This window comes from Mycobacterium sp. IDUB_28 (genome assembly GCF_055419285.1).
Genome location: NZ_JBVAXK010000007.1, coordinates 183,315 through 205,464, shown reverse-complemented (window position 1 = coordinate 205,464; position 22,150 = coordinate 183,315). Strand labels below are relative to the sequence as shown.

Sequence of the window (22,150 nt, the reverse complement as noted above, 5' to 3'; positions counted from 1 at the left end):
GGGGTCACCAGTGACATCCTGAGTTCACCTTCAGAGGGTCGGCTGTTCACATAAGCCCGTCGCGTGCTGCCGGCCCTGAGTCTGCAGAGGAGTTGCCGTGAAGTTCACCCGATCTGGCGTCGCACTCAGCTTGCTGGTGGTCAGCGCACTGCTGCTCGCCGGTTGTGGCGGCAGTTCCAACAAGGCGACGTCGTCGGGTTCGGCAACTCCCGTCGTACCGGTGGACTGCGGCGGCAAGAAGAAGATTCTGGCAGCAGGATCCACGGCACAGAAGAACGCGATGGAACAGTTCGTCTATGCGTTCATTCACGCGTGTCCGGGTCACACCCTGGACTACAACGCCAACGGGTCGGGCGCCGGGATGGCATCGTTCATCGGCGGCCAGACCGATTTGGCCGGTTCCGACTCCCCGATGAACGCCGACAAAGGTGAGCCCGACCGCGCGCGGGAACGCTGCGGTTCGCCGGCCTGGGACATTCCCGTCGTGTTCGGCCCGATCGCGGTCACCTACAACATCAACGGCGTCAGTTCGCTCAGCCTGGACGGTCCGACCATCGCCAAGATCTTCAACGGCGCCATCACCAAGTGGGACGACCCCGCGATCAAGGCGCTGAACACCAACACCGCCCTACCCGCGACGCCCATCCACGTCGTCTTCCGTGCCGACAAGTCCGGCACCACGGACAATTTCCAGAAGTACCTGGACGCGGCGTCCAACGGCGCCTGGGGCAAAGGCGCCGGTCAGGTGTTCAACGGCGGCGTCGGCGAAGGCGCCAACGGTAACGACGGCACCTCGCAGGCCATGAAGCAGACCGACGGTTCGATCACGTACAACGAGTGGTCCTTCGCCGAGGGCCACCAGCTCAGGAAGGCCCAGATCATCACCTCGGCCGGCCCTCAGCCGGTGTCGATCAGCGCGGAGACGGTCGGCAAGACGATCAGTGGAGTCAAGTTCAAGCCCGGCAGCGACGAGCGCGACCTGATCGTGGATACCTCGTCGTTCTATCTGCCGACGACACCCGGTGCCTATCCGATCGTGTTGGTCACCTACGAGGTCGTGTGCTCGAAGTACCCCGACACCCCCACCGGGCAAGCGGTAAAGGCGTTCATGCAGGCCACAATTGGCGACGGCCAAGTCGGTCTGGACGAATACGGTTACATCCCGCTGCCGGAATCGTTCCGCTCGAAACTGGTGCCGGTCGTCAACGCGATCGCGTGATCGGCCACCGCGGCGACGGGCCCCGGCTCAACGACGTTGCATCCGAACGGCTTTGGCCATCTGCCGCGTATGTCGGCCACGGTCGGCGCCATGCCCCGCCGCCGGCATTGTCCGGGTCCGTTACGCACTCGTGATTGGAAATTCACGTCGAGTCCCGAGATTGTGTTGTGTGCCTGCTCTCCTAGGATTTACCGTGTGTTAACCATCAGTTTGGGTGCGACCTGCGCTGACCGCGTCCGAATGTCGTCGCTGCCGTAGCGGTCACGCCGCCGGGTGGCCGAGGAAGGGAGCAGCGAACGGTGACCAGTACCGGGTCGGAATCGCGGGTGGGGTCGCAGTTTGGGCCCTACCAGTTGGTGCGTCTCATCGGTCGCGGCGGCATGGGCGAGGTGTACGAGGCCGAGGACACCCGCAAACACCGCGTCGTCGCGCTCAAGTTGATCTCGACGGCCTACTCCGACAACCCGGTCTTCACCGCCCGGATGCAGCGCGAGGCCGACACCGCCGGCCGGCTGACCGAGCCGCACATCGTGCCGATCCACGACTACGGCGAGATCAACGGTCAGTTCTATGTGGAGATGCGCCTGATCGACGGGGTGTCGCTGCGCTCAATGCTGACCCAGTACGGTCCGCTGACTCCGGCGCGGGCGGTGGCCATCGTCAAGCAGATTGCCGCCGCGCTGGACGCCGCCCACACCAGCGGCATCACCCACCGCGATGTCAAACCCGAGAACATCCTGATCGCCAACAACGACTTCGCCTACCTGGTGGACTTCGGCATCGCCCGCGCCGCCCACGACCCGGGCCTGACGCAGAGCGGGATGGCGGTGGGGACCTACAACTACATGGCCCCGGAACGGTTCACCAGCGACGAGGTCACCTACCGGGCTGACATTTATGCGCTGGCCTGTGTGCTGGGCGAGTGTCTGACGGGTGCACCCCCCTACCGGGCGGACAGCGTCGAACGACTGATCGCCTCGCATCTCATGGAGCCGGTGCCACGGCCCAGCGTGCTGCGGCCGGGTCGCGTGCCGGAGGCGTTGGACCAGGTGATCGCCAAGGGCATGGCCAAGAACCCCAACGAGCGCTACTTGACCGCCGGGGATCTGGCCAGCGCCGCCCACGACGCGCTCACCACGCCCGAGCAGCGCCAGGAAGCCACCATCCTGCGGCAGGGCGACAACCAGACGCTGATCGCGCCGGTCGTGGACCCGAGTTTGAACGGCGGCTGGAACAGCCAGAGCGGCGCAGGTCCGCAGTCGTCGGGTGCGCAGACCATGCACTCACCTGCCCCCGGCTACCACACCGGAGGAGAAACCCAGCGCACCCCGGTTCCGCCGTTCCCCACCGGCGATCAGACACTGCGGACCCCGGTTCCGCCGTTCCAAAGCGGCGATCACACCCAGCGGTTGCCGGCCGCCCAGTATCACAGCGGGGACCAGACCATGGCCCAGCCGTTGCCGTCGAATGCCGGCGGCTGGCCTCCCGCCCCGGCCGGCAACTCCGAGCAGTTCACGCAGGCCGCCCCGGTGGGAGCGGGCTGGGCAAGCCAGCCCGGAGCCGCCGCCGGACGCGGCGAGAGCGGCCCGCCGGCGTACCACCAACCGTCCGGCCCCCATGCCACCACGACGCCACCCCCGGCCGGCAAGTCGCGCAAGCCGCTGATCATCGGCGCGGCGGCGGCCGCGGTCCTGTTGGTGGTGGCGGCCGTCACCGGGTTCCTGCTGTTCGGAAAGGACGACGGCGGGGCGGGCGGCGACTCGGGGCAGGCCAAAGGCCAGGTCGTGATGCCGTTCAACGGCCTGAATTTCCGGTTCGCGCCGGGCGGGGTTGCCGTCGACCCGAGCGGCGCCGTCTACGTCACCAACCAGACCATGTACGGCAAGGTGGTGACGTTGCCCGAAGGCTCGTCCTCACCGACGGTCAAACCGTTCAACGGGCTCTACGAACCCCAGGGCATCGCGGTGGATGCCTCCGGGAAGGTCTACGTCAGCGACTTCAACAACCGGGTGGTGTCGTTGTCGGCCGGCTCCAACAACCAGGTGGTGGTGCCGTTCAAGGGCCTGAGCTACCCCGAAGGTGTGGCGATCGATGCTCAGGGCAACGTCTACGTCGCCGACCGCGGCAGCAGCAAGGTGTGGAAGATGCCGGCCGGTGCCACTGAGCAGGTCGAGGTGCCGTTCAACGGGTTGAAGAGCCCCGACGGGGTGGCGGTGGACAGCGACGGCAACATCTACGTCACTGACACCGACAACCATCGAGTGCTGAGGTTGGATGCGGGGACCACCAACCAGGTGGAGTTGCCCTTCACCGGGTTGACCGCGCCGTGGGGGATCGCGGTCGACGGTGCCGCCAACGTCTACGTCACCGACCACGACAACAACACGGTGCTGAAACTCCCCGCCGGCGCCACCACATCGGTGGAGTTGCCGTTCACCGGTTTGAACACGCCGTTGTCGGTCGCGGTGGACAAGAAGGGCAACGTCTACGTCGCCGACCGCGGCAACGGCAGGGTGCTGCGCATCGCGCAGTGACCGATCAGGCTCGCCTGGTGGAAAGGAACCGCACCACCGCGGCTACCACGTTGATCACCGCAACGATGATGATCAGGGTGAGCGCGGCTCCCCAGACCCGCAGAAATCCGGCGCGCTGGGGATTGGTGAGCTCGGTGTAGATCAGCAGCGGCAGCGAGGCCATGTTGCCGCTGAAGATGTCGGTGTTGATCGATCGGGCGTACCCGACCAGCACCAGCACCGGCGCGGTCTCCCCGATCACCCGGGCGACCGCCAGCAGCACGCCCGACACGATGCCGGGCATGGCGATGGGAGTCACGATCCGCACGATCGTCTTCCACTTCGGAACGCCCAGCGCGTAGCTGGCTTCGCGCAGTTCGTCGGGGACCAGCCGCAGCATCTCCTCGGTGGAGCGCACCACCACCGGCAACATCAGCAGCACCAGCGCCAACGACACGGCGAATGCGCTCTGCTGAAATCCCAGGGTCGCGATCCAGAGGCTGAAGATGAACAGGGCCGCCACGATCGAGGGCACCCCGGCGAGCACGTCGACCATGAAGGTGGTTACCCGCGCCAGCCGGCTGGTGCCGTACTCCACCAGGTAGACGGCCGTCATCAGCCCGAGCGGCACCGCGATGACGGCGGCCATCCCGGCCTGCACCAAGGTGCCGTACAGGGCGTGGTAGACGCCCCCGGTGAACTCTTCGGGCAGCACACCGCGCAGCGAATGGGTCCACCATTGCGGACGGATGACTGCGTAGTAGCCGCGGATGACCACTACCCCGAGCAACCAGATCAACGGCACCAGGGCGATCAGGAAGGAGGCAAAGAAGAAGACCGTCGCCGCAGAGTTCTTGACCCGACGCGCGGTGCTCAACGGGCGGAAGACGACGGCCTTGACCGGCCGCTCGAGCGCGTCGGCGCTGAGCTGGCTCATCCGTTGACCTTTCCGCCGGCGATGGCGCGAGCGGCGGCGTTGACCAGGAAGGTCAGCACGAACAGCGCAAAACCCGCGGAGATGTAAGCACCGGTAGGCAGCGGCCGGCTGAATTCGGCTGCCGCCGAGGCGATCTTGGAGGCAAACGTGTGGCCGCCGTCGAACAGCGACCAGTTGCCCGGGCGGGCGCCGGCACGCAGGATGACCAACACCGCGACGGTTTCTCCCAAGGCGCGGCCCAGCCCCAGCATCGAGGCGGCCACCACGCCGCTTCGACCGAACGGCAGCACGGTCATCCGCACCACCTCCCACTTCGTGGCACCGAGCGCCTGCGCGGCTTCGATCTGCATCAGCGGTGTCTGCCGGAACACCTCGCGCGACACCGACGTCACGATCGGCAGGATCATCACGGCAAGCACGATGCTCGCGGTGAAGATCGTGCCACCGCCGGCCAGCGACACATTGCCCTGCTTGAACAGGAAGAGCCACCCCAGATTCCGGTTCAGGAACCTCGCGATCGGCTCCAAATAGGGCGCCAGTACGGCGATGCCCCACAACCCGAAGATGATCGACGGAACCGCCGCCAGCAGATCCACGATGGCGCTGAACGGGCGGGAGAGCCGGTTCGGCGCGTACTGGGTGACGAACACCGCGATGCCGACGGCGATCGGCACCGCCAACGCCAGCGCGGTGACCGAACTGAGCACGGTGACCATGAACAGGTCCCGGATACCGAACGCCAGTTTGCGGTCGCTGGCGGTGTCGAACTGCGCGCTGGTGAAGAAGTTCACCGTGTTCACCCGCAGCGACGGAATCGCCTTGATCAACAGAAATACCGCGATCAGCACGATCGCCACCACGATGGTGGACCCGGCGGCCGCGGCGGCCGACTTGAACAGACGGTCGGCCCGCCGCGCCGCGCGAGCGTTCACCTCCGCTAGCGCTTCTTTTGCCAGCGGGGCTGTGGTCATGTCAACTCAGCTCAGGAGATGGCGTTGACGGCGGTCGACAACCTCGGCTTGAACGAGTCCGGGATCGGGACATACCCGTTGTCCGCCAAGCCATTCTGGCCGGCACCGATGGTCGATTGCAGGAAGGCCTTCACCGCCATCCCGACCTGAGCATCGGGGTACTTCGAGCAGACGATCTCGTAGGTGGCCAGCACGATCGGGTACGAACCCGGCTGGGTCGGCCGGTAGAACGAGATCGTGTCCAGCACCAAGTCGTTACCCTGGCCCGCGATCGTGGCTCCGGCGATCGTCTTGCCGACCGATTCGGTGCCGATGGTGACCGGATCCGGACCCGCCGACGTGATGATCTTGGCGATGCTCAGCTGCTGGGCCTGAGCAAACGACCACTCGACGTAGGAGATCGAACCGTTGGTGGTCTTGACCGCCTGTGCGGTGCCGTCGTTCTTGGCCGCACCCTCACCGACGCCACCCTTGAATGCCTTGCCGGCGCCCTTGCCCCAGGCACCGTTGGAAGCAGCGTCCAGGTAACGCTGGAAGTTGTCCGTCGTTCCTGACTCGTCACTGCGGAAGACGACGTGGATCTCGGTGGCCGGCAGGTTGGTCCCCGAGTTGAGCGCAGCGATCGCGGGGTCGTTCCAGGTCTTGACCTCGCCGCTGAAGATCTTGGCCAGGGTGGGCCCGTCCACGTTCAGCGAACTCACGCCGTCGAGGTGGTACGTGACTGCGATGGGCCCGAACACCACCGGCAGGTTCCACGCCGGGGATCCGCACCGCTGCTGCGCCGCGGCCGCTTCATCCTTACTCAGCGGCGAGTCCGAACCGCCGAAATCGGTTTGGTTGCCGTTGAATTCACTGATGCCGGCGCCCGAGCCGTTGGATGTGTAATTCAGGGTCTGACCGGGACATGCCGTTTCGAAGGCTTTACCGAAGCGGGTCATCGCGTTGTTCTGCGCGGAGGAACCGCTGGCCTTCAGCGCCTTTTTCCCGCCGCAACTGACGTTGCCCGAGGACGAGCTCTGGCCTCCCCCGCCTGCGTTGTTATTGTCGCTGCCGCACGCCGACAACACGAGTGAGCCTGCGGCCAGGACACTCAGCGCGGCACCAAATCGGTTGAGTTTCAATCCAGTTCCTAACGGTAGTGATGAAACATATCAGATGCCGCCCACCCGTCGCGGCTCGCAATAACCCCTTTCATTGCAGCCTTTCAGCTACATTAACAACAGGTTACGCAGGGTGAAAGAGTCGATGATTCCCGATCCTCGGTATCCGGCCACGTCATCTTCACCTGTGACGCCGGTTATTGTGGGCCGCAACGGTATTGGCAGCCCGAACGCCCGATACCGCGCCACCGGCCGCCGGTCCGAGCCGCTGTGCGAAACTAGAACCTGTTACAGAACTCCGCCGACGTGGTGGCGAGCCCGCCGTGGCGGCCGACAGTGAAACGAGACCGCAGTGATCCTCGACAGCTTCCGCCTCGACGACAAGGTCGCCGTCATCACCGGCGCCGGACGCGGTCTGGGTGCGGCCATCGCACTGGCGTTCGCCGAAGCCGGAGCCGATGTCGTCATCGCCTCACGGACTCAGTCCCAACTCGACGAGGTCGCCGAGCAGGTCCGCGCCGTGGGTCGCCGCGCGCATGTCGTCGCCGCCGACCTCGCCCACCCCGAGGACACCGCGCAGTTGGCGGCACAGGCGATCGACGCGTTCGGGAAACTGGACATCGTCGTCAACAACGTCGGCGGCAGCATGCCCAACACGCTGCTGACCACCTCGACAAAGGACCTCCGGGACGCCTTCACGTTCAACGTGGCCACCGCGCATGCGCTCACCGTTGCCGCGGCGCCATTGATGCTCGAGCACTCCGGTGGCGGCAGCATCATCAACATCACCTCAGCCATCGGCAGGCTGGCCGGCCGCGGTTTCGCGGCCTACGGCACCGCCAAGGCCGCGCTGTCGCACTACACCCGGTTGTCGGCGTTGGACCTGTGCCCGCGCATCCGGGTCAACGCGATCGCGCCCGGGTCGATCCTGACTTCAGCGCTCGACGTGGTGGCCGGAAACGACGAGCTACGTACGCCGATGGAGCAGGCCACACCGTTGCGCCGGCTCGGCGATCCTCTCGACATCGCCGCTGCCGCAGTCTATTTGGCCGCACCAGCCGGCAGCTTCCTGACCGGCAAGACGCTGGAGGTGGACGGCGGTCTGACCTTCCCCAACCTGGAGATCCCAGTCCCGGACCTGTGACGGGTAAGCCGGGGCAGCCCGGCCGCTGGCTACGCCCGGCTGGTTTCGGATACCCTCACTTTTTTATTCGGTCATGTGGATCAAGAAGGGGTGGTGAGTTGGCGCAGGTAACAACCACCCCGGGCAAGGCGAGCTGGTACCTGCTGGGTCCGGCGTTCGTTGCCGCGATCGCCTACGTCGACCCGGGTAACGTCGCCGCCAATGTCAGTTCGGGCAGCCAGTTCGGCTACCTGCTGCTGTGGGTCATCGTCGCGGCCAACGTGATGGCCGGGCTGGTCCAGTACCTTTCGGCCAAACTCGGCCTGGTGACCGGGCACTCGCTGCCCGAGGCGATCGGCCAGCGGATGGGGCGGCCGGCCCGACTGGTGTTCTGGGCACAGGCTGAGATCGTGGCCATGTCCACCGATGTCGCCGAGGTGATCGGCGGGGCCATCGCGTTGCGCATACTGTTCGGTCTGCCGTTGCCGCTCGGTGGGCTGATCACCGGCGTGATCTCCCTGCTGTTGCTGATGATCAAAGACCGACGGGGCCAGCGCCTTTTCGAGGTGGTCATCACCGGGTTGTTGCTGGTGATCGCGCTGGGCTTCACCGCCAGTTTCTTCGTCGCCACCCCGCCGGCCGCCGACGTGCTGTCCGGGTTGGTGCCGCGCTTCCAGGGCACCGAAAGCGTGTTGCTGGCCGCAGCCATCCTGGGCGCCACCGTGATGCCGCACGCGGTGTACCTGCACTCCGGACTGGCGCGCGACCGGCACGGCCAACCCGACCCCGGCCCCCCCCGGCGCCGGATTCTGCGCATCACCCGCTGGGACGTGGGTGTGGCGATGGTGATCGCCGGCGGGGTGAATGCCGCAATGCTGCTGGTGGCCGCGTTGAACATGCGCGGCCACGGTGACGTCGGGTCTATCGACGCCGCCTACGCCGCGGTCCGCGACACCTTGGGCCCGAGCATCGCCGTGCTGTTCGCCCTCGGGCTGTTGGCCTCCGGTCTGGCTTCCTCGTCGGTGGGCGCCTACGCCGGGGCGATGATCATGCAGGGTTTGCTGAACTGGTCGGTCCCGATGCTGGTGCGCCGCCTCGTCACGGTGACTCCCGCGGTCGCACTGCTCGCGCTGCACGTCGACCCCACCCGCACCCTGGTGCTTTCCCAGGTGGTGCTGTCCTTCGGCATCCCGTTCGCGGTGCTGCCCCTGGTCAGGCTCACCGCCGACCGTGGGCTGATGGGTGTCGACGTCAACCACCGGGTCACCACCGTCATTGGCTGGGTGGTCGCAACGATGATTAGTCTGCTCAACGTGGCGCTGATCTATCTGACGGTGACCGGCTGAATGCCGGTCCGCCGGCACCCCTACTTCGCATACGGATCCAACCTGTGCGTACAGCAGATGGCGGCACGCTGTCCCGACGCAGGCCGCGCACAGCCGGCAGTGCTGTGCGACCACAACTGGTTGATCAACGAACGCGGAGTGGCCACCGTCGAGCCGCGGGCCGGCGGCGAAGTACACGGCGTGCTGTGGTGGCTGTCCGACTACGACCTGGCGCGCCTGGACAGCGCCGAAGGAGTGCCGGTGCGCTACCGGCGGGACCGACTGACCGTGCAGACCCGCGGCGGACCGGCACCGGCCTGGGTGTACATCGACCCGCGGGTGACGACCGGCCCGCCGCGGCAGGGCTACCTGCCGCGCATCCTCGACGGCGCCGTCCACCACGGCCTGCCGCAACATTGGATCGACTTCCTGCGCCAGGTTTCTTCGGACTAGATGGAGGTTATTGGTGGCCAAGGATTTTCGCTTCGGGTTGAGCATGCGTTTCTTCAAGTCCCGCGATGCGCTGGTGGACACCGCCCGGCGTGCCGAAGATAACGGATTCGACATCCTCTGTGTGCCAGATCACCTCGGCGCCGCAGCACCCTTCCCGACGTTGACCGCGGTCGCCATGGTCACCACCAGGCTGCGGTTGAGTATGTACGTGCTCAATGCCGCCTTCTACAAGCCGGCCCTGTTGTCGCGCGACCTGGGTGGGCTCGATCTGATCAGCGGGGGGCGGCTCGAGGTGGGCCTCGGAACCGGTTACGTGCGAGAGGAATTCGAGGCCGCCGAGTTGCCGTATCCCAGTGCCGGGGCACGGGTCGATTACCTCGGGCACATGACGAGGTATCTGAGCGAGCACCACCCGCAGATGCCTATCCTGATCGCCGGCAACGGAGACCGGGTGTTGACGTTGGCCGCGCGGCACGCGCACATCATCGGGCTGACCGGAGCCCGGGTGCGCGATGTCGAGGACCCGTTGGCCGAACGGGTCGAGTTCGTCCGTGCCGCGGCCGGCGACCGCTTCGACTCGCTGGAATTGAATCTGGCGGTCACGTCGATGCCTCGGGACGGCGAAACTCAACCCGACTTGGCGATGACGCGCCGGTACACACCGGGCCTGTCCGACGAAGAACTGCTGGCGTTGCCCTCAGTGCTCAGCGGGTCGCCACGCGAGATCGCCGACACGTTGCGGCAATACCGCGATATCTACGGAATCACGTCTATTACCGTGCAGGACAACAACATTGAGAACTTCTCCAAGGTGATCGCCGAATTGCGCTGAACGCTGCACGGCCATGACCGCCGTCCCCGACCGTGGATATCGCGGCACGACACGCCGAGTCGGCGGCGCGCCGTTCACGCTGGGCGCCGCCGCGGCACGAAGTTGCCGTGGAATCCCTGCGGGATGTGCTGGGTGAGTTGGGCGCTGGCGATCGGGCCACGGCCGGGGTCCCTGGCGTCGAAGATGACCAGCCGGGACACGTGTTGGCCGGCCTGGTACTCGACGGTCAACAACCACCCGTCGTCCTCGCTGTCCGCCTGCGGACGGGGCACGAAAACCGGTTCGCAGAAACTGTTTCCGGGCCCGGCGGCGGTGAACGTCGTCTCAGTACCGTCGTCGAGGTCGAGTTTGGTGACGGAGTCGTACAGCGACGACAGCTCCCGGCGGGTGTTGAGATATGCGTAGCGGTACGGGCGGCCCTCGCGGTCCGGATGGTGACGCGGAAACTCACAGACGCTGTTGCTCAACCTATCTCGGATGACGCGGCCCGACCTGGTGAGACGGAACCGGGTGAATTCCGACGGCGACCCACGCAGCGGCGTGGTCTGGAACCGCGCGATGCTACGCAATAGGCGCGGGTTCTCGTAGGTGATGACGTCGACGACGACGTCGTCGCCGTCGTCGTAGGCGTTGCTGAGGTGAAATTGCAGCACCGCCGGTGTGTCGATGTGACGGATCCGGCCGCCGTCGCGCGGCACCAGGATGAAGGCGCTTCCCCGTTCCGGCCGGTAACACAACGCATCGCCGATCGGCTTGCGGCCCAACCCGATGTCCAGCAGATTGGCGACTATCGGCGAAACCAGGAAGACCAGGTAGCGCTGCGTGATGGCGAAATCGTGCACCATCGCCAGATAGGGCAACCGGGCCGATCGCTCATGTCGCAGGGCACCTCGCGGATCGGCGCGGTAGATGCGCAGGTGCGGCCGCGGCAGGAATTCGACACCGAAGTTGAACATGTCACCGCTGTCCGGACAGACGCTGGGATGCGCCGAGAACGTCGCCATCGGGCGTAGTTGCCCGTCGAATCGGCATACCCCGACCGTCTCCAACGATTCGGGATCGATCTCGTAGGGAGCGCCACCCTCCCACAGCGCATAGATGTGCCCGGCATGCTCGATCACGTTGGTATTGGCCAGGTTTGGTGGCGTCTTCGCAATATTCGCTCGCCAACCGCCCGGCGCTGCGGTGCCGAGATGGGTGGTTCCGGACCTGCCCCGGTAGTGGCGGGTACGCACGTAGCGGTTTCGATAGTGGACACCGCCGTCGCCAATGGTGAAGGCGGAGAGCATGCCGTCGCCGTCGAAGAGGTGGTGAAGTGGTCGGCCGGCGTGGTCCTCCCAGCGTCCGGGACCGTTGCGGTACAGGGTGCCACGCAGGTCCGGAGGGATGGTCCCCTCGACGTCCTCCACCTGGTAGTCGTATTCGGTGTACTGCGGTTCGCTGACGCCGAGACTGAGCAGGTCTGCGCTGGACAGCGCTGCGAGTCGGTCGGTGGCCTGCGCCTTTTCACCTGGTGACAGCGACGCCAGGTAGCGGCGCAGCGCCGGCAAGTCCGTCAGGTCGAGGTCGGGCGTCTGCGTCGAGTTGACCACCAGGCAGACTCCTCGCTGCTAGTTACTGAGACTGATGTCGACGTTAGTCTCAACAGGAGTGGCCGTCAACAGTCCGCCACCGGTGTCCTGCGGTACAAATACCGGTGATGGCCTCAACCCGTTCGTCCGAATCCCTGCGACAGGCGACGCTGGTATTGATCGCCGAAAGCGGCATCGATTCCCTGACCCTGAGCCAGGTGGCTGCGCGCGCGGGCGTCTCCCGCGCCACCGCTTATCGCGAATTCGGCGACAAAGACGGATTGATCTCCGCGGTGGCCCAGCACGAAATTCAGCACATGGCCAGCGATGTGATGACCAGGGTCGGTACGGACGCGGATCCGACGACGATAGTCTCGTCGACCGTCCTTGCGGCGCTGCGGTACCTGCGAGACCACGCCGCCTTCAGCTATGTGCGCGACCACGAACCGCACTACTTGCTGCAGGCAGTGCTTCGGATCGGCGACGCGAGGCTGAACGTCGTCCAGACCGTAGCTGCCACCGTGGCCCCGGCGATTGCCGCCACCGAATACCCGCGTCCCTTATTGCCGGCCATGCAGGCGGCCGAAATCATTGTTCGCACAGTGCTTTCACACACGCTGATCGAACGCAGCACGCTGACCGACGACGAGGTCGCCGCCGCGGTGACACGCGCGATCACCGTCGGTTGAACCGGCCCGATTCGTCGCCGGCGGTGTCTGAGGCGCGGACGGGCTGCGCCGACCCGGCAGCGCTACGACGCCCGCTGGCGGTACGCTGAGGCCGCACGCCGCGATGCGAACGTCGCGGAGTGCCGCAACGCAAATCGATCAGTCGGGCGTTTGCCGCCAGTCCGACGGTCGCCCCGCCCTCGTAGCTCAGGGGATAGAGCACGGCTCTCCTAAAGCCGGTGTCGCAGGTTCGAATCCTGCCGGGGGCACCAAATGTCGGTATCGCGTTGCGCGACAGGCGCTAACGTGTCGAGGTCCGCGCCTCACCGGGCTTGTTGCGGACGCACCGCCCGACGCCGCCGAGCGCCCTGACGGCTGACCGCCTCGGCACTCACCGTCCCCTGGACACGATGCGGCGACCTGCGCTGCTGCGGAGTCGCGGACCGCCGCCTGCGGGACCCACCACTCTTGGGAGCCTGCACTGCCACCGGTGCCGCCGGAACGAACGGCCGTAACGGGGCAACCTCACCCACCAGGGCATGCACCGGCGCGGAATCAACGGTGACTTGTTGCGGCCGTACGTCGATACCCGCCTTACGCATCAACAACTGGTGTTCTCTGCGCTGTTCAGGAAGCACCACGGTGACCACGTCGCCGGCGTTGCCGGCGCGCGCGGTACGACCGGAGCGGTGCAGATAGGCCTTGTGGTCGGCGGGCGGATCCACATGCACGACGAGTTCCACCGCGTCCACGTGCACGCCCCGCGCTGCGATGTCGGTGGCCACCAGGACGCGCGCCGCGCCGGTGGTGAAAGCTGCCAGGTTGCGGTCCCGCGCAGGCTGAGACAGGTTGCCGTGCAGGTCAACTGAAGGCACGCCGGCCTCCGTGAGCTGCTTGGCCAGTTTCCGGGCCTGATGCTTGGTCCGCATGAACAACACCCTGCGGCCGTTGCCGGAGGCAAGTCGATGCACGAGCTCTCTTTTGGCTGTCACGCCGTCGACGTGGAACACGTGATGGGTCATGGCTGGTACCGGCGAGTCGGCAGCATCGACACTGTGTGTCACCGGGTTGCGGAGGAATCGCCGGACGAGTTTGTCGACGTCGTTGTCCAGCGTCGCCGAGAACAACATCCGGTGGCCGTCCGCCGGCGTCGCGGCCAGAATGCGCGTGACGGCCGGCAGGAAACCCAGGTCGGCCATGTGGTCGGCCTCGTCGAGCACCGTGACCGCGACCGCATCGAGACTGACCAGCCGTTGCTTCATCAGGTCTTCGAGTCGGCCCGGGCACGCGACGACGATGTCGATGCCGCCCCGTAGGGCTGCCACCTGCCGGCCTTGGGGCACCCCACCGAAGATCGTGGTGACCTTCAGTCGGTGTGCGGCTGCCAACGGTTCGAGGACCGCGGCGATCTGGGAGGCCAATTCCCGGGTGGGCGCGAGCACCAGTCCTCGTGGTCCGCGGGACGGGCGCTGCTGGGCCACTCGCTCCACCAGCGGAATGGAGAAGGCCAGTGTCTTACCGCTTCCGGTCTTGCCGCGACCGAGCGCGTCCCGACCGGCCAGCGTATCGGGAAGCGTCGCAACCTGAATGGGAAACGCAGTGGTGATGCCGCCGGCTGCGAGCGCGCGGACAATCGGCTCGCCGACACCGAGGTCGGCGAAGGATGGAGTTGTTGTCATAGGAGAGTGCTTTCAGAGTCTTCGGTTCGGACCGAGGTGGCGAGATTGCCGGTGGGCAAAATCGATCGCCGCAATAGCGCCGAAGCGGTTGCCCGGCAACTACGTTCAAAGCTTCGAGGGCTGGATGATTGGATAAACCCAGTTTCGCCAGCGAGAGAACGGTCTACGACGCGCAGGCGATTGGCACGTCAGACGGTTAACTGCACGCTATCACGATGCCCACGCCCGGCCTGCGGTAGGTAAGCATTGTCACAGCCGGTCCGCTCAGTTGGCCGGGACCGATTCGACGGCGTCGTCGCGCTGGTCATCGCGATAACTGCGGCTGTACAGCACGCTGGCGACCGCTACCGCGACGCAGGAGGCCGCCGGTATCAGCAGGGCGTGCACGCCTATCCGGGCGCCGAACAGCAGCCCGATCGCGCCACCGGCGAGAAACAGCAACAGCGTGGTGGACAGGATCGCCGCCTTCCACTTGTCGATTCCGTGCTCGCGACTGCGGCCGAGCAGCAGCCCGAGGTCGGTCACGGTTCCGGTGAAATGGGTGGTGCGCACCGACATTCCGCGGATGCTCGATGTCAAACCGTTCTGCAGGCCGAGTGCCGCGGCCGCCAGCATCGCCTGCACGGACGCGGGCTCGATGGGGGTCGCGGCAATGAAATCTTTGATCGGGCGCAACTCCACCCCCACCACGGCGAGCACCAGCAGCACCGCCTCGAGAATGAGCAACACGGCATGCCGTCGACCGGTGAGAGCCTGGGTGGGCGCCAGCAGCACCCCCGCGAGCGTGGCGCCGCCCAGGAATCCGACCAGAATGGCGACCAGGATGTAGCCCTCGTAGAGCCACGGGTTGGCGGTTTTCATGCCCAGCTGGGTCGTTACTGCTGTGAGATTGCCCACCGGGAAGGCCAGGATCAGCAACGCCACCGCGTTGACGAAGCCGGCGATCAGCGCCAGAACCGCGGTGTAGCCCAGCGTCAGCCCACGCGGCGGCGACCCGGACTCCCGGGTTTTGGACTGCGGCATTACCGATGCATACCCGGTGGTGCCGTCCGGTGAAACACCGCCGCCTGGCGAACTCGCTAGCCCAGGGACGAAACCATAAGCCACCCTTGTGTTTTCGTCGCAGGTATTTCCTCGAGCTCAGGGTCGACCTAGGCGGCCCGACCGACCGGACGCGGACTGCCGACGTTCAACTCGCCGGCGATGGTCCGCACTGCTCGGCGCGGGAAATCGTTGGGCAACGAGAGCTTGAAGACCTTCTTCCACGCCGACGCCACCTGACGCGGCAGGCTACCGGTGGTGTAGGTGAGCCCGTAACGCTCGAACAACTCCTGCACCTTCGGTGCGATCTCCTGGTAGCGATTGCTGGGCAGGTCGGGGTACAGGTGGTGCTCGATCTGAAAGGACAGGTTGCCGGTCATGAAGTGCAGGAAGGCATTCCCGCTGATGTTCGCCGAACCCAGCATCTGGCGCAGGTACCACTGACCGCGGGTTTCGCCAACGATGGACGACTTTTCGTAGGTCTGCACGCCGTCCGGGAAGTGCCCGCACATGATCACCGAATGGGTCCACCAGTTGCGGATCAGGTTGGCGGTCAGGTTTGCGGTCAACGTCGTCACCGCTGCGGGTCCGGACAACAGCGGGTGCAATACATAGTCGCGGGCCAGGTGCTTGCGCACTTTGGCCAGCACCTGCCTGCCCTGGCGGCGGAACTCGTCCTTGTCGCTGCGGCCTTGCAGATACTTGCCGATCTCCAGATCGTAAGCCGCGATCCCGTATTGGAACAGGCAGGCGTTGATGAAGTTCCACAGCGGCTGGGCCAAGTAGAACGGCTTCCACCGCTGATTCTCGTCGACCCGCATGATGCCGTAACCGAGGTCGTGGTCCTTGCCCAGCACGTTGGTGTAGGTGTGGTGCACCTCGTTGTGCGAGTGCTTCCACATGGACGCCGGCGATGCGTTGTCCCATTCCCAGGTGGTGGAATGAATCTTGGGATCACGCATCCAATCCCACTGTCCGTGCATCACGTTGTGTCCGATTTCCATGTTCTCCACGATCTTGGAAATCGCCAGGCCGGCCGTGCCGATCACCCAGGCCGGCGGAAACAGCGAGAACAACAGTATTGCGCGACTGGCGAGTTCGAGTCTGCGCTGACCGGTGATGACCCGGCGGATATAGGCGGCGTCCCGTTCGCCGCGGCTGGCCAGGATGTGTTCGCGGATCGCGTCGAGTTCGCGGCCCAGCTCCTCGATGTCGCGGTCGGACAGGTGAGCGGTCGGGTCGGTCTGGGACACAGTCATATTGGCTCCTCTAAAGTTCGAGCTCGCAAGCGCCGGCGGCAGCTGACACGCAGGTCTGGACCTGCACCCGGGATCCGGGGTCGCCGCCGTCGTCGGTGGCCATGGTGATCGCGCCGTTACGCAGATCGCGTACGGCACCCTTGTTGAGGGGGACGACGCAGCCGAAGCAGATGCCCATCCGGCACCCGGAAGGCATCAGCTCTCCGGCCCGCTCCCCGGCGTCGAGCAACGTCTGGGAACCGTCGGCCTGCACGACCCTGCCGCTCTTGGCGAATGTGACGGTGCCACCTTCTCCGGTGGCGACGACGGCCGGGCGGAATCGTTCGATGTGCAGCCGGTCGGCGATCCCGTCAGCGGCCCAACGCTGCTGGATCGCGTCGAGCAACCCGGCTGGACCGCACGCCCAGGTGTGGCGCTCGGATAAGTCCGGGACCACCTCGGCCAAGCGCGCCACGTCCAGCATTCCGTCGGTGTCGGTGTGCCTCTCCACCAAGCGAATTCGGCCCTGCCGCGCCAGCATCCGCAGATCCCAGCCGAAGATGACGTCGTCGGCCGTGGGTACCGAATGCACCACCACGATGTCGGGGCTGCCGTCACCGACGTCGGCCATGTTGCGCAACATCCCCATCACCGGTGTGATGCCGCTGCCCGCGGTCAGGAACAGAATCTTGGCGGGCGGCCGATCGCCGAGGGTGAAATCACCGGCAGCCCGGTCGAGGTGGATGACGGTGCCGACGGTGGCGCGCCGCACCAGATGGTTGCTGACGACGCCACCCGGGATGGCCTTCACGGTGATCGCGAAGCAGCCGTCCCGCCGGTGAATCGTGGAGGTCAGCGAGTAGGCCCGCCACTGTCGGACGCCGTCGACATCGACCCCGACCCGCACGTACTGACCGGGCAGGTGCGGGCGCCAGCCCCGACCGGGCTTGATCACCAGGCTGGCGGCGTCGCGCGTTTCTGGGTTGATCGCGACGATCCGACCCCGCAGCGTCGTAGCCGAGCGGAGCGGGTCGATGACGTCGAGGTAATCGGCCGGGACCAGCGGCGTGGCGAGCGGCATCGCGATCCGCTCGGCAAACTTCATCACCCGCGAACGCAATGCACCGCCGACGTTGGGTCGAAGCGCCGTGATTGTCATGACTCCATCGTCGTTGTGCCTAGATGTAAAGTCTTGACTTACCTGAGTGAATATTCAGGACATATTTGTTCGAAAGGAACAATCTTGCCGGATCTGTCCCCCCGCCTGACCGGGCTGCACCTGGACGAGCCCGTGGTCAGAGCGTTGGAAGCGACGTTGCCGGCCATGGCCGAGCGAACAGTGACAGCGATCACCATTGAAGTGCCCAGTTATGCCCGCGCGTTCAGCGGGCGGATGGGCCAGAACATCGAGGACGCGGTGCAGACCTCGCTGGGCGTCTTCCTGCGCCTGGCGACCCGGGCAGACGACGCCGATCCCGGTCCGCCGCTGTCGCCCGCGCTCGATGGTGCCTATGAGCTCGGTCGCGGGGAGGCGCGCCAAGGCCGCTCGATCGATGCCCTGCTGTCAGCTTTCCGGGTGGGTGCGCGGGTGGCCTGGCGCGAGTTGTCCACGACCGCAGTGGCAGCCGGTGTGCCCGCAGACACTATCGCCAGATTCGCCGAATTGGTGTTCGCCTACATCGACGAACTGTCCGCGTCCAGCGTGTCCGGCCACGCCGACGAATTGGCGACATCGGGACGCGTTCGACAGCGCTACCTCGAACGGCTGGCCCAGGATCTGCTGGTCGGCCAACCCGAGTCGACTCTGCTCGCCGATGCAGAGATGGCGGGCTGGCAGCCGGCCGACACGCTGACAGCCGTGCTGCTGCCGCAGACCCAGACGCGCGGTCTGGCCGCGCAGTTCGGCCAGTCGACGCTGCAATTGTCCGAGGACCTGCCCGGGGTGGACAGGTCAGAAGCCCTGGCAGTGTTGCTGGTGCCAGACATGGCGGGAATCCAGCGACGTCACCTGCTGTCGGCAGTGACGAACCGCAGGGCCGTGGTGGGGCCGGCGCGACCGTGGCATCGCGTCCAGGTGTCCTACCAGCGCACGCTGCAGGCCCGCACGCTGGTGAGCACCCACACCGCGGTCGACACCGACGACCACCTGGTGGAAATCGTGCTCGGCGCCGACCCGGAAGCTGCTGACGATCTCAGCGTCCGCGTCCTGGCACCGCTGTCCGGGCTGTCGCCGAACACCGCCGCACGGCTCACCGAGACGCTCCGTTCTTGGGTGCTGAACCAGGGTCGGCGCGAGGCGATGGCCGCCGATCTGTTCGTCCACGCCCAGACCGTTCGCTATCGGATGACCCAACTTCGCGAACTGTACGGCGACCGGCTCAGCGACCCCCGCACCGTGCTGGAGCTGACCGTCGCCCTCGGCGGACACGCGTAATCCCTTGCCATAGCAGCAGATACCAGCGTTCCGCCTTGAAGGTCGGCAGACCAACTGCACCGGCACCCCGATGCGAGTTCGTTAGCCAGAGAAATCACCCAACATGTTTGTCAATCGACATTGCTGGCAATGACCCAAAAGAGGTGGGCATATCGGCCGGCCAATATGCCCACCGAGGTCCCGTCGGTTCAGCCCGAGAGCCGACGGGACCGCTTTAATTTTCGGCCCCTTCGTCGGGTCGGGCGAAGCCCCGATCAGGTCCTGCACGCGGGAGTACCGTGCCGGTATGGACGGTGTCACCGGCGTGTGGGTTCTGGGCGGCTACCAGAGCGACTTCGCTCGCAACCTCACCCGGGAGCGGCGTGACTTCGCCGCCCTGACCGCCGAGGTGGTGCGCGCCACGCTGGCTGCGGCGCGGTTGACGGCGGCCGACATCGGCGTCGTGCACGTCGGGAACGCATTCGGCGAGATGTTCGCCGCCCAGGGCCACCTGGGTGCCATGCCGGCCACGGTGTGCGACGGGCTGTGGGACACACCCGCCTCCCGGCACGAGGCCGCGTGCGCCTCAGGCAGCATCGCCGCCCTAGCGGCGATCGCCGACCTGCGATCCGGGGCCTACGACACCGCGCTCGTGGTCGGGCTGGAATTGGAAAAGACCGTTCCGGGCGATACCGCCGCGCAGTATCTCGGCGCGGCGGCCTGGACCGGGCATGAAGGGGCCGGGGCGCGCTACCTGTGGCCCTCGATGTTCGCGCAGGTCGCCGATGAATACGACCGGCGGTACGGGTTGGACGACACGCATCTGCGGGCACTCGCCCAACTCAACTTCGCCAATGCGCGTCGCAATCCGAACGCCCAGACCCGCGACTGGGCCGTCCCGAACCCGATCACCGACGACGACGAATCCAACCCGGTGACCGAGGGCCGGTTACGCAGGTTCGACTGCAGCCAGATGACCGACGGTGGCGCGGGTGTGGTGCTGGTCAACGATGCCTACCTGCGCAAGCACCCGTCGGCCCGGCCGATCGGGCGAATCGACGGCTGGGGGCATCGCACCGTCGGCCTGGGACTGCGGCAGAAGCTGGACCGTGCGGCCGAGGATCCCTACGTGCTGCCGCACGTGCGGTCGGCGGTGCTCGACGCGCTGCGCCGCGCACAGGTGAGCCTCGACGAGGTCGACGGGTTCGAGGTGCACGACTGCTTCACACCTAGCGAATACCTGGCCATCGACCACATCGGGCTGACGGGGCCGGGTGAATCGTGGAAGGCGATCGAGAACGGCGACATCGAGATCGGTGGCCGGCTGCCGATCAACCCCAGTGGCGGCTTGATCGGTGGGGGGCACCCGGTCGGGGCGTCCGGGGTGCGGATGTTGCTGGACGCCGCCAAACAGGTCAGCGACGCAGCCGGCGACTACCAGGTGGAAGGCGCGCGGAGATTCGGCACCCTCAACTTCGGGGGCAGCACCGCTACCACGGTCAGTTTCGTTGTCAGCAAAGGCGTTTGACGATGGATGTGGACATCGTCGGGAAATATCTGTCGACGCTGCCCGAGGACGATGACCACCCGTACCGCACGGGTCCGTGGCGACCGCAGACCACCGAATGGGATGCCGACGACCTGACTGTGGTCGAAGGTGCGATTCCCCGCGACTTGGACGGCATCTATCTGCGTAACACCGAGAATCCGTTGCACCCGGCGTTCAAGACCTATCACCCGTTCGACGGCGACGGCATGCTGCACGTCGTGGGGTTCCGCGACGGCACCGCCTTCTACCGCAACCGGTTCGTCAAGACAACCGGATTCCTCGCAGAAAATGAAGCGGGTGAACCGCTTTGGCCCGGACTGGCAGAGCCGGTGCAGTTCGCCAAGCGGGAAACGGGTTGGGGTGCACGGGGGTTGATGAAAGACGCGTCCAGCACCGATGTGATCGTGCACCGCGGCGTCGCGTTGACCAGCTTCTACCAGTGCGGTGACCTGTACCGGGTGGACCCCCGCTCGGGAAACACGCTGGGCAAAGAGAACTGGAACGGCGCCTTTCCGTCCGACTGGGGGGTGTCGGCACATCCCAAGGTGGACAGCACCACCGGCGAACTGCTGTTCTTCAACTACAGCAAGCAGGATCCGTATCTGCGATACGGCGTGGTCGACGCGAACAACGATCTGGCTCACTACGTCGACATCCCGCTGCCCGGCCCGCGGCTCCCGCACGACATGGCGTTCACCGAAAACTACGCCATCCTCAACGATTTCCCGCTGTTCTGGGATCCCCGGTTGCTCGAGCATCAGGTCCACCTGCCGCGCTTCTACCCGGACATGCCGTCGCGGTTCGCCGTGATACCACGCCGCGGCGACACTGCCGACATCCGCTGGTTCGAGGCCGACCCGACGTTCGTGTTGCATTTCACCAATGCCTACGAGGACGGCGACGAGATCGTGCTGGACGGCTTCTTCGAAGGGGCTCCGCAACCGCTGGAGAGCGGTGCCGGGCCAAGCGGCAAGTGGGAGAAACTGTTTCGCTTCCTCGCCTTGGATCGCATGGAGGCCCGCCTACACCGGTGGCGGTTGAATCTGGTCACCGGCCAGGTGCGGGAAGGTCCGCTGTCCGAGTCGATCACCGAGTTCGGGATGATCAACGCCGACTACCTGACCCGCGACTACCGCTACGTGTATGCGGCCAGCGGCAAACCCGGTTGGTTCCTGTTCGACGGGCTGGTCAAACACGATCTGCGTACCGGCAGTGAGGAGCGGTTCGACTTCGGCGACGGTGTGTACGGCAGCGAAACCGCCATGGCACCACGGGTGGGCGGTGCCGGTGAGGACGACGGGTACCTGGTGACGTTGACAACCGACATGAACGCCGACGCATCGTATTGCCTGGTGTTCGACGCGGCCCGGGTCAGCGCCGGACCCGTCTGCAAACTCGCACTGCCCGAACGTGTTTCCAGCGGCACGCATTCGACGTGGGTGGCCGGCGCGGAGCTCCGCCGGTGGGACGATGTGGAGTCGGCAGCATCAGCGATCGGGCTGTGAGCCTCGTCGGGTT

General features: G+C 66.0%; 17 protein-coding genes, 1 tRNA gene and 1 pseudogene. 11 read left to right on the top strand and 8 right to left on the bottom strand.

Features of this window, described 5'->3' with window-relative positions:
- Positions 1–97: 97 nt before the first annotated feature.
- On the top strand, positions 98–1,219 hold the full coding sequence (gene pstS / locus ACZYZ9_RS16690) for a phosphate ABC transporter substrate-binding protein PstS (RefSeq protein WP_463827371.1): 1,122 nt from the start codon (positions 98–100) through the stop codon (positions 1,217–1,219).
- A gap of 299 nt (positions 1,220–1,518) precedes the next feature.
- Positions 1,519–3,753 carry a serine/threonine-protein kinase PknD gene (locus tag ACZYZ9_RS16685; RefSeq protein ID WP_463827370.1) on the top strand — a complete coding sequence of 745 codons (2,235 nt, stop codon included), beginning with the start codon at positions 1,519–1,521 and terminating at the stop codon, positions 3,751–3,753.
- A gap of 4 nt (positions 3,754–3,757) precedes the next feature.
- On the opposite strand, the gene pstA is transcribed toward ACZYZ9_RS16685, so the two are convergent.
- From pstA to pstS (ACZYZ9_RS16670), 3 genes are read right to left on the bottom strand one after another with little or no spacing between them, the layout of a single operon-like run.
- Positions 3,758–4,669, bottom strand: coding sequence for a phosphate ABC transporter permease PstA (gene pstA / locus ACZYZ9_RS16680; protein ID WP_463827369.1), 912 nt, complete (start codon positions 4,667–4,669; stop codon positions 3,758–3,760).
- Positions 4,666–5,640 carry a phosphate ABC transporter permease subunit PstC gene (gene pstC / locus ACZYZ9_RS16675; protein ID WP_463827368.1) on the bottom strand — a complete coding sequence of 325 codons (975 nt, stop codon included), beginning with the start codon at positions 5,638–5,640 and terminating at the stop codon, positions 4,666–4,668. Before pstC ends, pstA begins: the two co-directional genes overlap by 4 nt.
- Before the next feature lie 11 nt (positions 5,641–5,651).
- On the bottom strand, positions 5,652–6,761 hold the full coding sequence (gene pstS / locus ACZYZ9_RS16670; RefSeq protein ID WP_463827367.1) for a phosphate ABC transporter substrate-binding protein PstS: 1,110 nt from the start codon (positions 6,759–6,761) through the stop codon (positions 5,652–5,654).
- A gap of 331 nt (positions 6,762–7,092) precedes the next feature.
- Here pstS (ACZYZ9_RS16670) and ACZYZ9_RS16665 point away from each other — a divergent pair, with 331 nt between their 5' ends.
- The 4 genes and pseudogenes from ACZYZ9_RS16665 to ACZYZ9_RS16650 all read left to right on the top strand — a co-directional run bounded on the left by ACZYZ9_RS16665 (position 7,093) and on the right by ACZYZ9_RS16650 (position 10,473).
- A complete protein-coding gene (locus ACZYZ9_RS16665; RefSeq protein ID WP_463827366.1) occupies positions 7,093–7,884 on the top strand; it encodes an SDR family oxidoreductase in 792 nt (263 codons plus the stop codon).
- Positions 7,885–7,949: 65 nt separating this feature from the next.
- A complete protein-coding gene (locus ACZYZ9_RS16660; RefSeq protein WP_463827508.1) occupies positions 7,950–9,209 on the top strand; it encodes an Nramp family divalent metal transporter in 1,260 nt (419 codons plus the stop codon).
- Positions 9,210–9,623 (top strand): annotated as a pseudogene (locus tag ACZYZ9_RS16655) (gamma-glutamylcyclotransferase family protein); the annotation flags it as partial. It lies immediately after the preceding gene.
- Positions 9,624–9,654: 31 nt separating this feature from the next.
- Positions 9,655–10,473, top strand: a complete 819-nt coding sequence (locus tag ACZYZ9_RS16650) for an LLM class F420-dependent oxidoreductase (protein WP_463827365.1) — start codon at positions 9,655–9,657, stop codon at positions 10,471–10,473.
- Positions 10,474–10,547: 74 nt separating this feature from the next.
- Here the strand turns inward: ACZYZ9_RS16650 and ACZYZ9_RS16645 are convergent, their stop codons facing one another.
- Positions 10,548–12,065 (bottom strand): carotenoid oxygenase family protein, encoded by a 1,518-nt coding sequence (locus ACZYZ9_RS16645; protein WP_463827364.1) that lies wholly within the window; start codon positions 12,063–12,065, stop codon positions 10,548–10,550.
- A 107-nt stretch (positions 12,066–12,172) separates the two neighbouring features.
- On the opposite strand from ACZYZ9_RS16645, the gene ACZYZ9_RS16640 reads away from it, so the two are divergent.
- On the top strand, positions 12,173–12,733 hold the full coding sequence (locus tag ACZYZ9_RS16640) for a TetR/AcrR family transcriptional regulator (protein WP_463827363.1): 561 nt from the start codon (positions 12,173–12,175) through the stop codon (positions 12,731–12,733).
- Positions 12,734–12,908: 175 nt separating this feature from the next.
- Positions 12,909–12,984 (top strand) — tRNA-Arg (locus ACZYZ9_RS16635).
- A gap of 51 nt (positions 12,985–13,035) precedes the next feature.
- On the opposite strand, the gene ACZYZ9_RS16630 is transcribed toward ACZYZ9_RS16635, so the two are convergent.
- The 4 genes from ACZYZ9_RS16630 to ACZYZ9_RS16615 form a co-directional block, all read right to left on the bottom strand.
- The gene (locus ACZYZ9_RS16630) at positions 13,036–14,391 is read right to left on the bottom strand and encodes a DEAD/DEAH box helicase (protein WP_463827362.1); all 1,356 of its coding nucleotides are present in this window, start codon (positions 14,389–14,391) and stop codon (positions 13,036–13,038) included.
- 264 nt (positions 14,392–14,655) lie between these two features.
- On the bottom strand, positions 14,656–15,414 hold the full coding sequence (locus tag ACZYZ9_RS16625) for a YoaK family protein (protein WP_463827361.1): 759 nt from the start codon (positions 15,412–15,414) through the stop codon (positions 14,656–14,658).
- Positions 15,415–15,542: 128 nt separating this feature from the next.
- Positions 15,543–16,691, bottom strand: a complete 1,149-nt coding sequence (locus tag ACZYZ9_RS16620; protein WP_463827360.1) for a fatty acid desaturase family protein — start codon at positions 16,689–16,691, stop codon at positions 15,543–15,545.
- A gap of 10 nt (positions 16,692–16,701) precedes the next feature.
- On the bottom strand, positions 16,702–17,829 hold the full coding sequence (locus ACZYZ9_RS16615; protein WP_463827359.1) for a ferredoxin reductase: 1,128 nt from the start codon (positions 17,827–17,829) through the stop codon (positions 16,702–16,704).
- 84 nt (positions 17,830–17,913) lie between these two features.
- On the opposite strand from ACZYZ9_RS16615, the gene ACZYZ9_RS16610 reads away from it, so the two are divergent.
- The 3 genes from ACZYZ9_RS16610 (at position 17,914) to ACZYZ9_RS16600 (ending at position 22,137) form a co-directional block, all read left to right on the top strand.
- Positions 17,914–19,104, top strand: a complete 1,191-nt coding sequence (locus tag ACZYZ9_RS16610) for a PucR family transcriptional regulator (RefSeq protein ID WP_463827358.1) — start codon at positions 17,914–17,916, stop codon at positions 19,102–19,104.
- Between the two features lie 286 nt (positions 19,105–19,390).
- On the top strand, positions 19,391–20,611 hold the full coding sequence (locus ACZYZ9_RS16605; protein WP_463827357.1) for an acetyl-CoA acetyltransferase: 1,221 nt from the start codon (positions 19,391–19,393) through the stop codon (positions 20,609–20,611).
- 2 nt (positions 20,612–20,613) lie between these two features.
- Complete coding sequence (locus ACZYZ9_RS16600) at positions 20,614–22,137, top strand: carotenoid oxygenase family protein (RefSeq protein WP_463827356.1); 1,524 nt, start codon at positions 20,614–20,616, stop codon at positions 22,135–22,137.
- Positions 22,138–22,150: the final 13 nt, after the last annotated feature.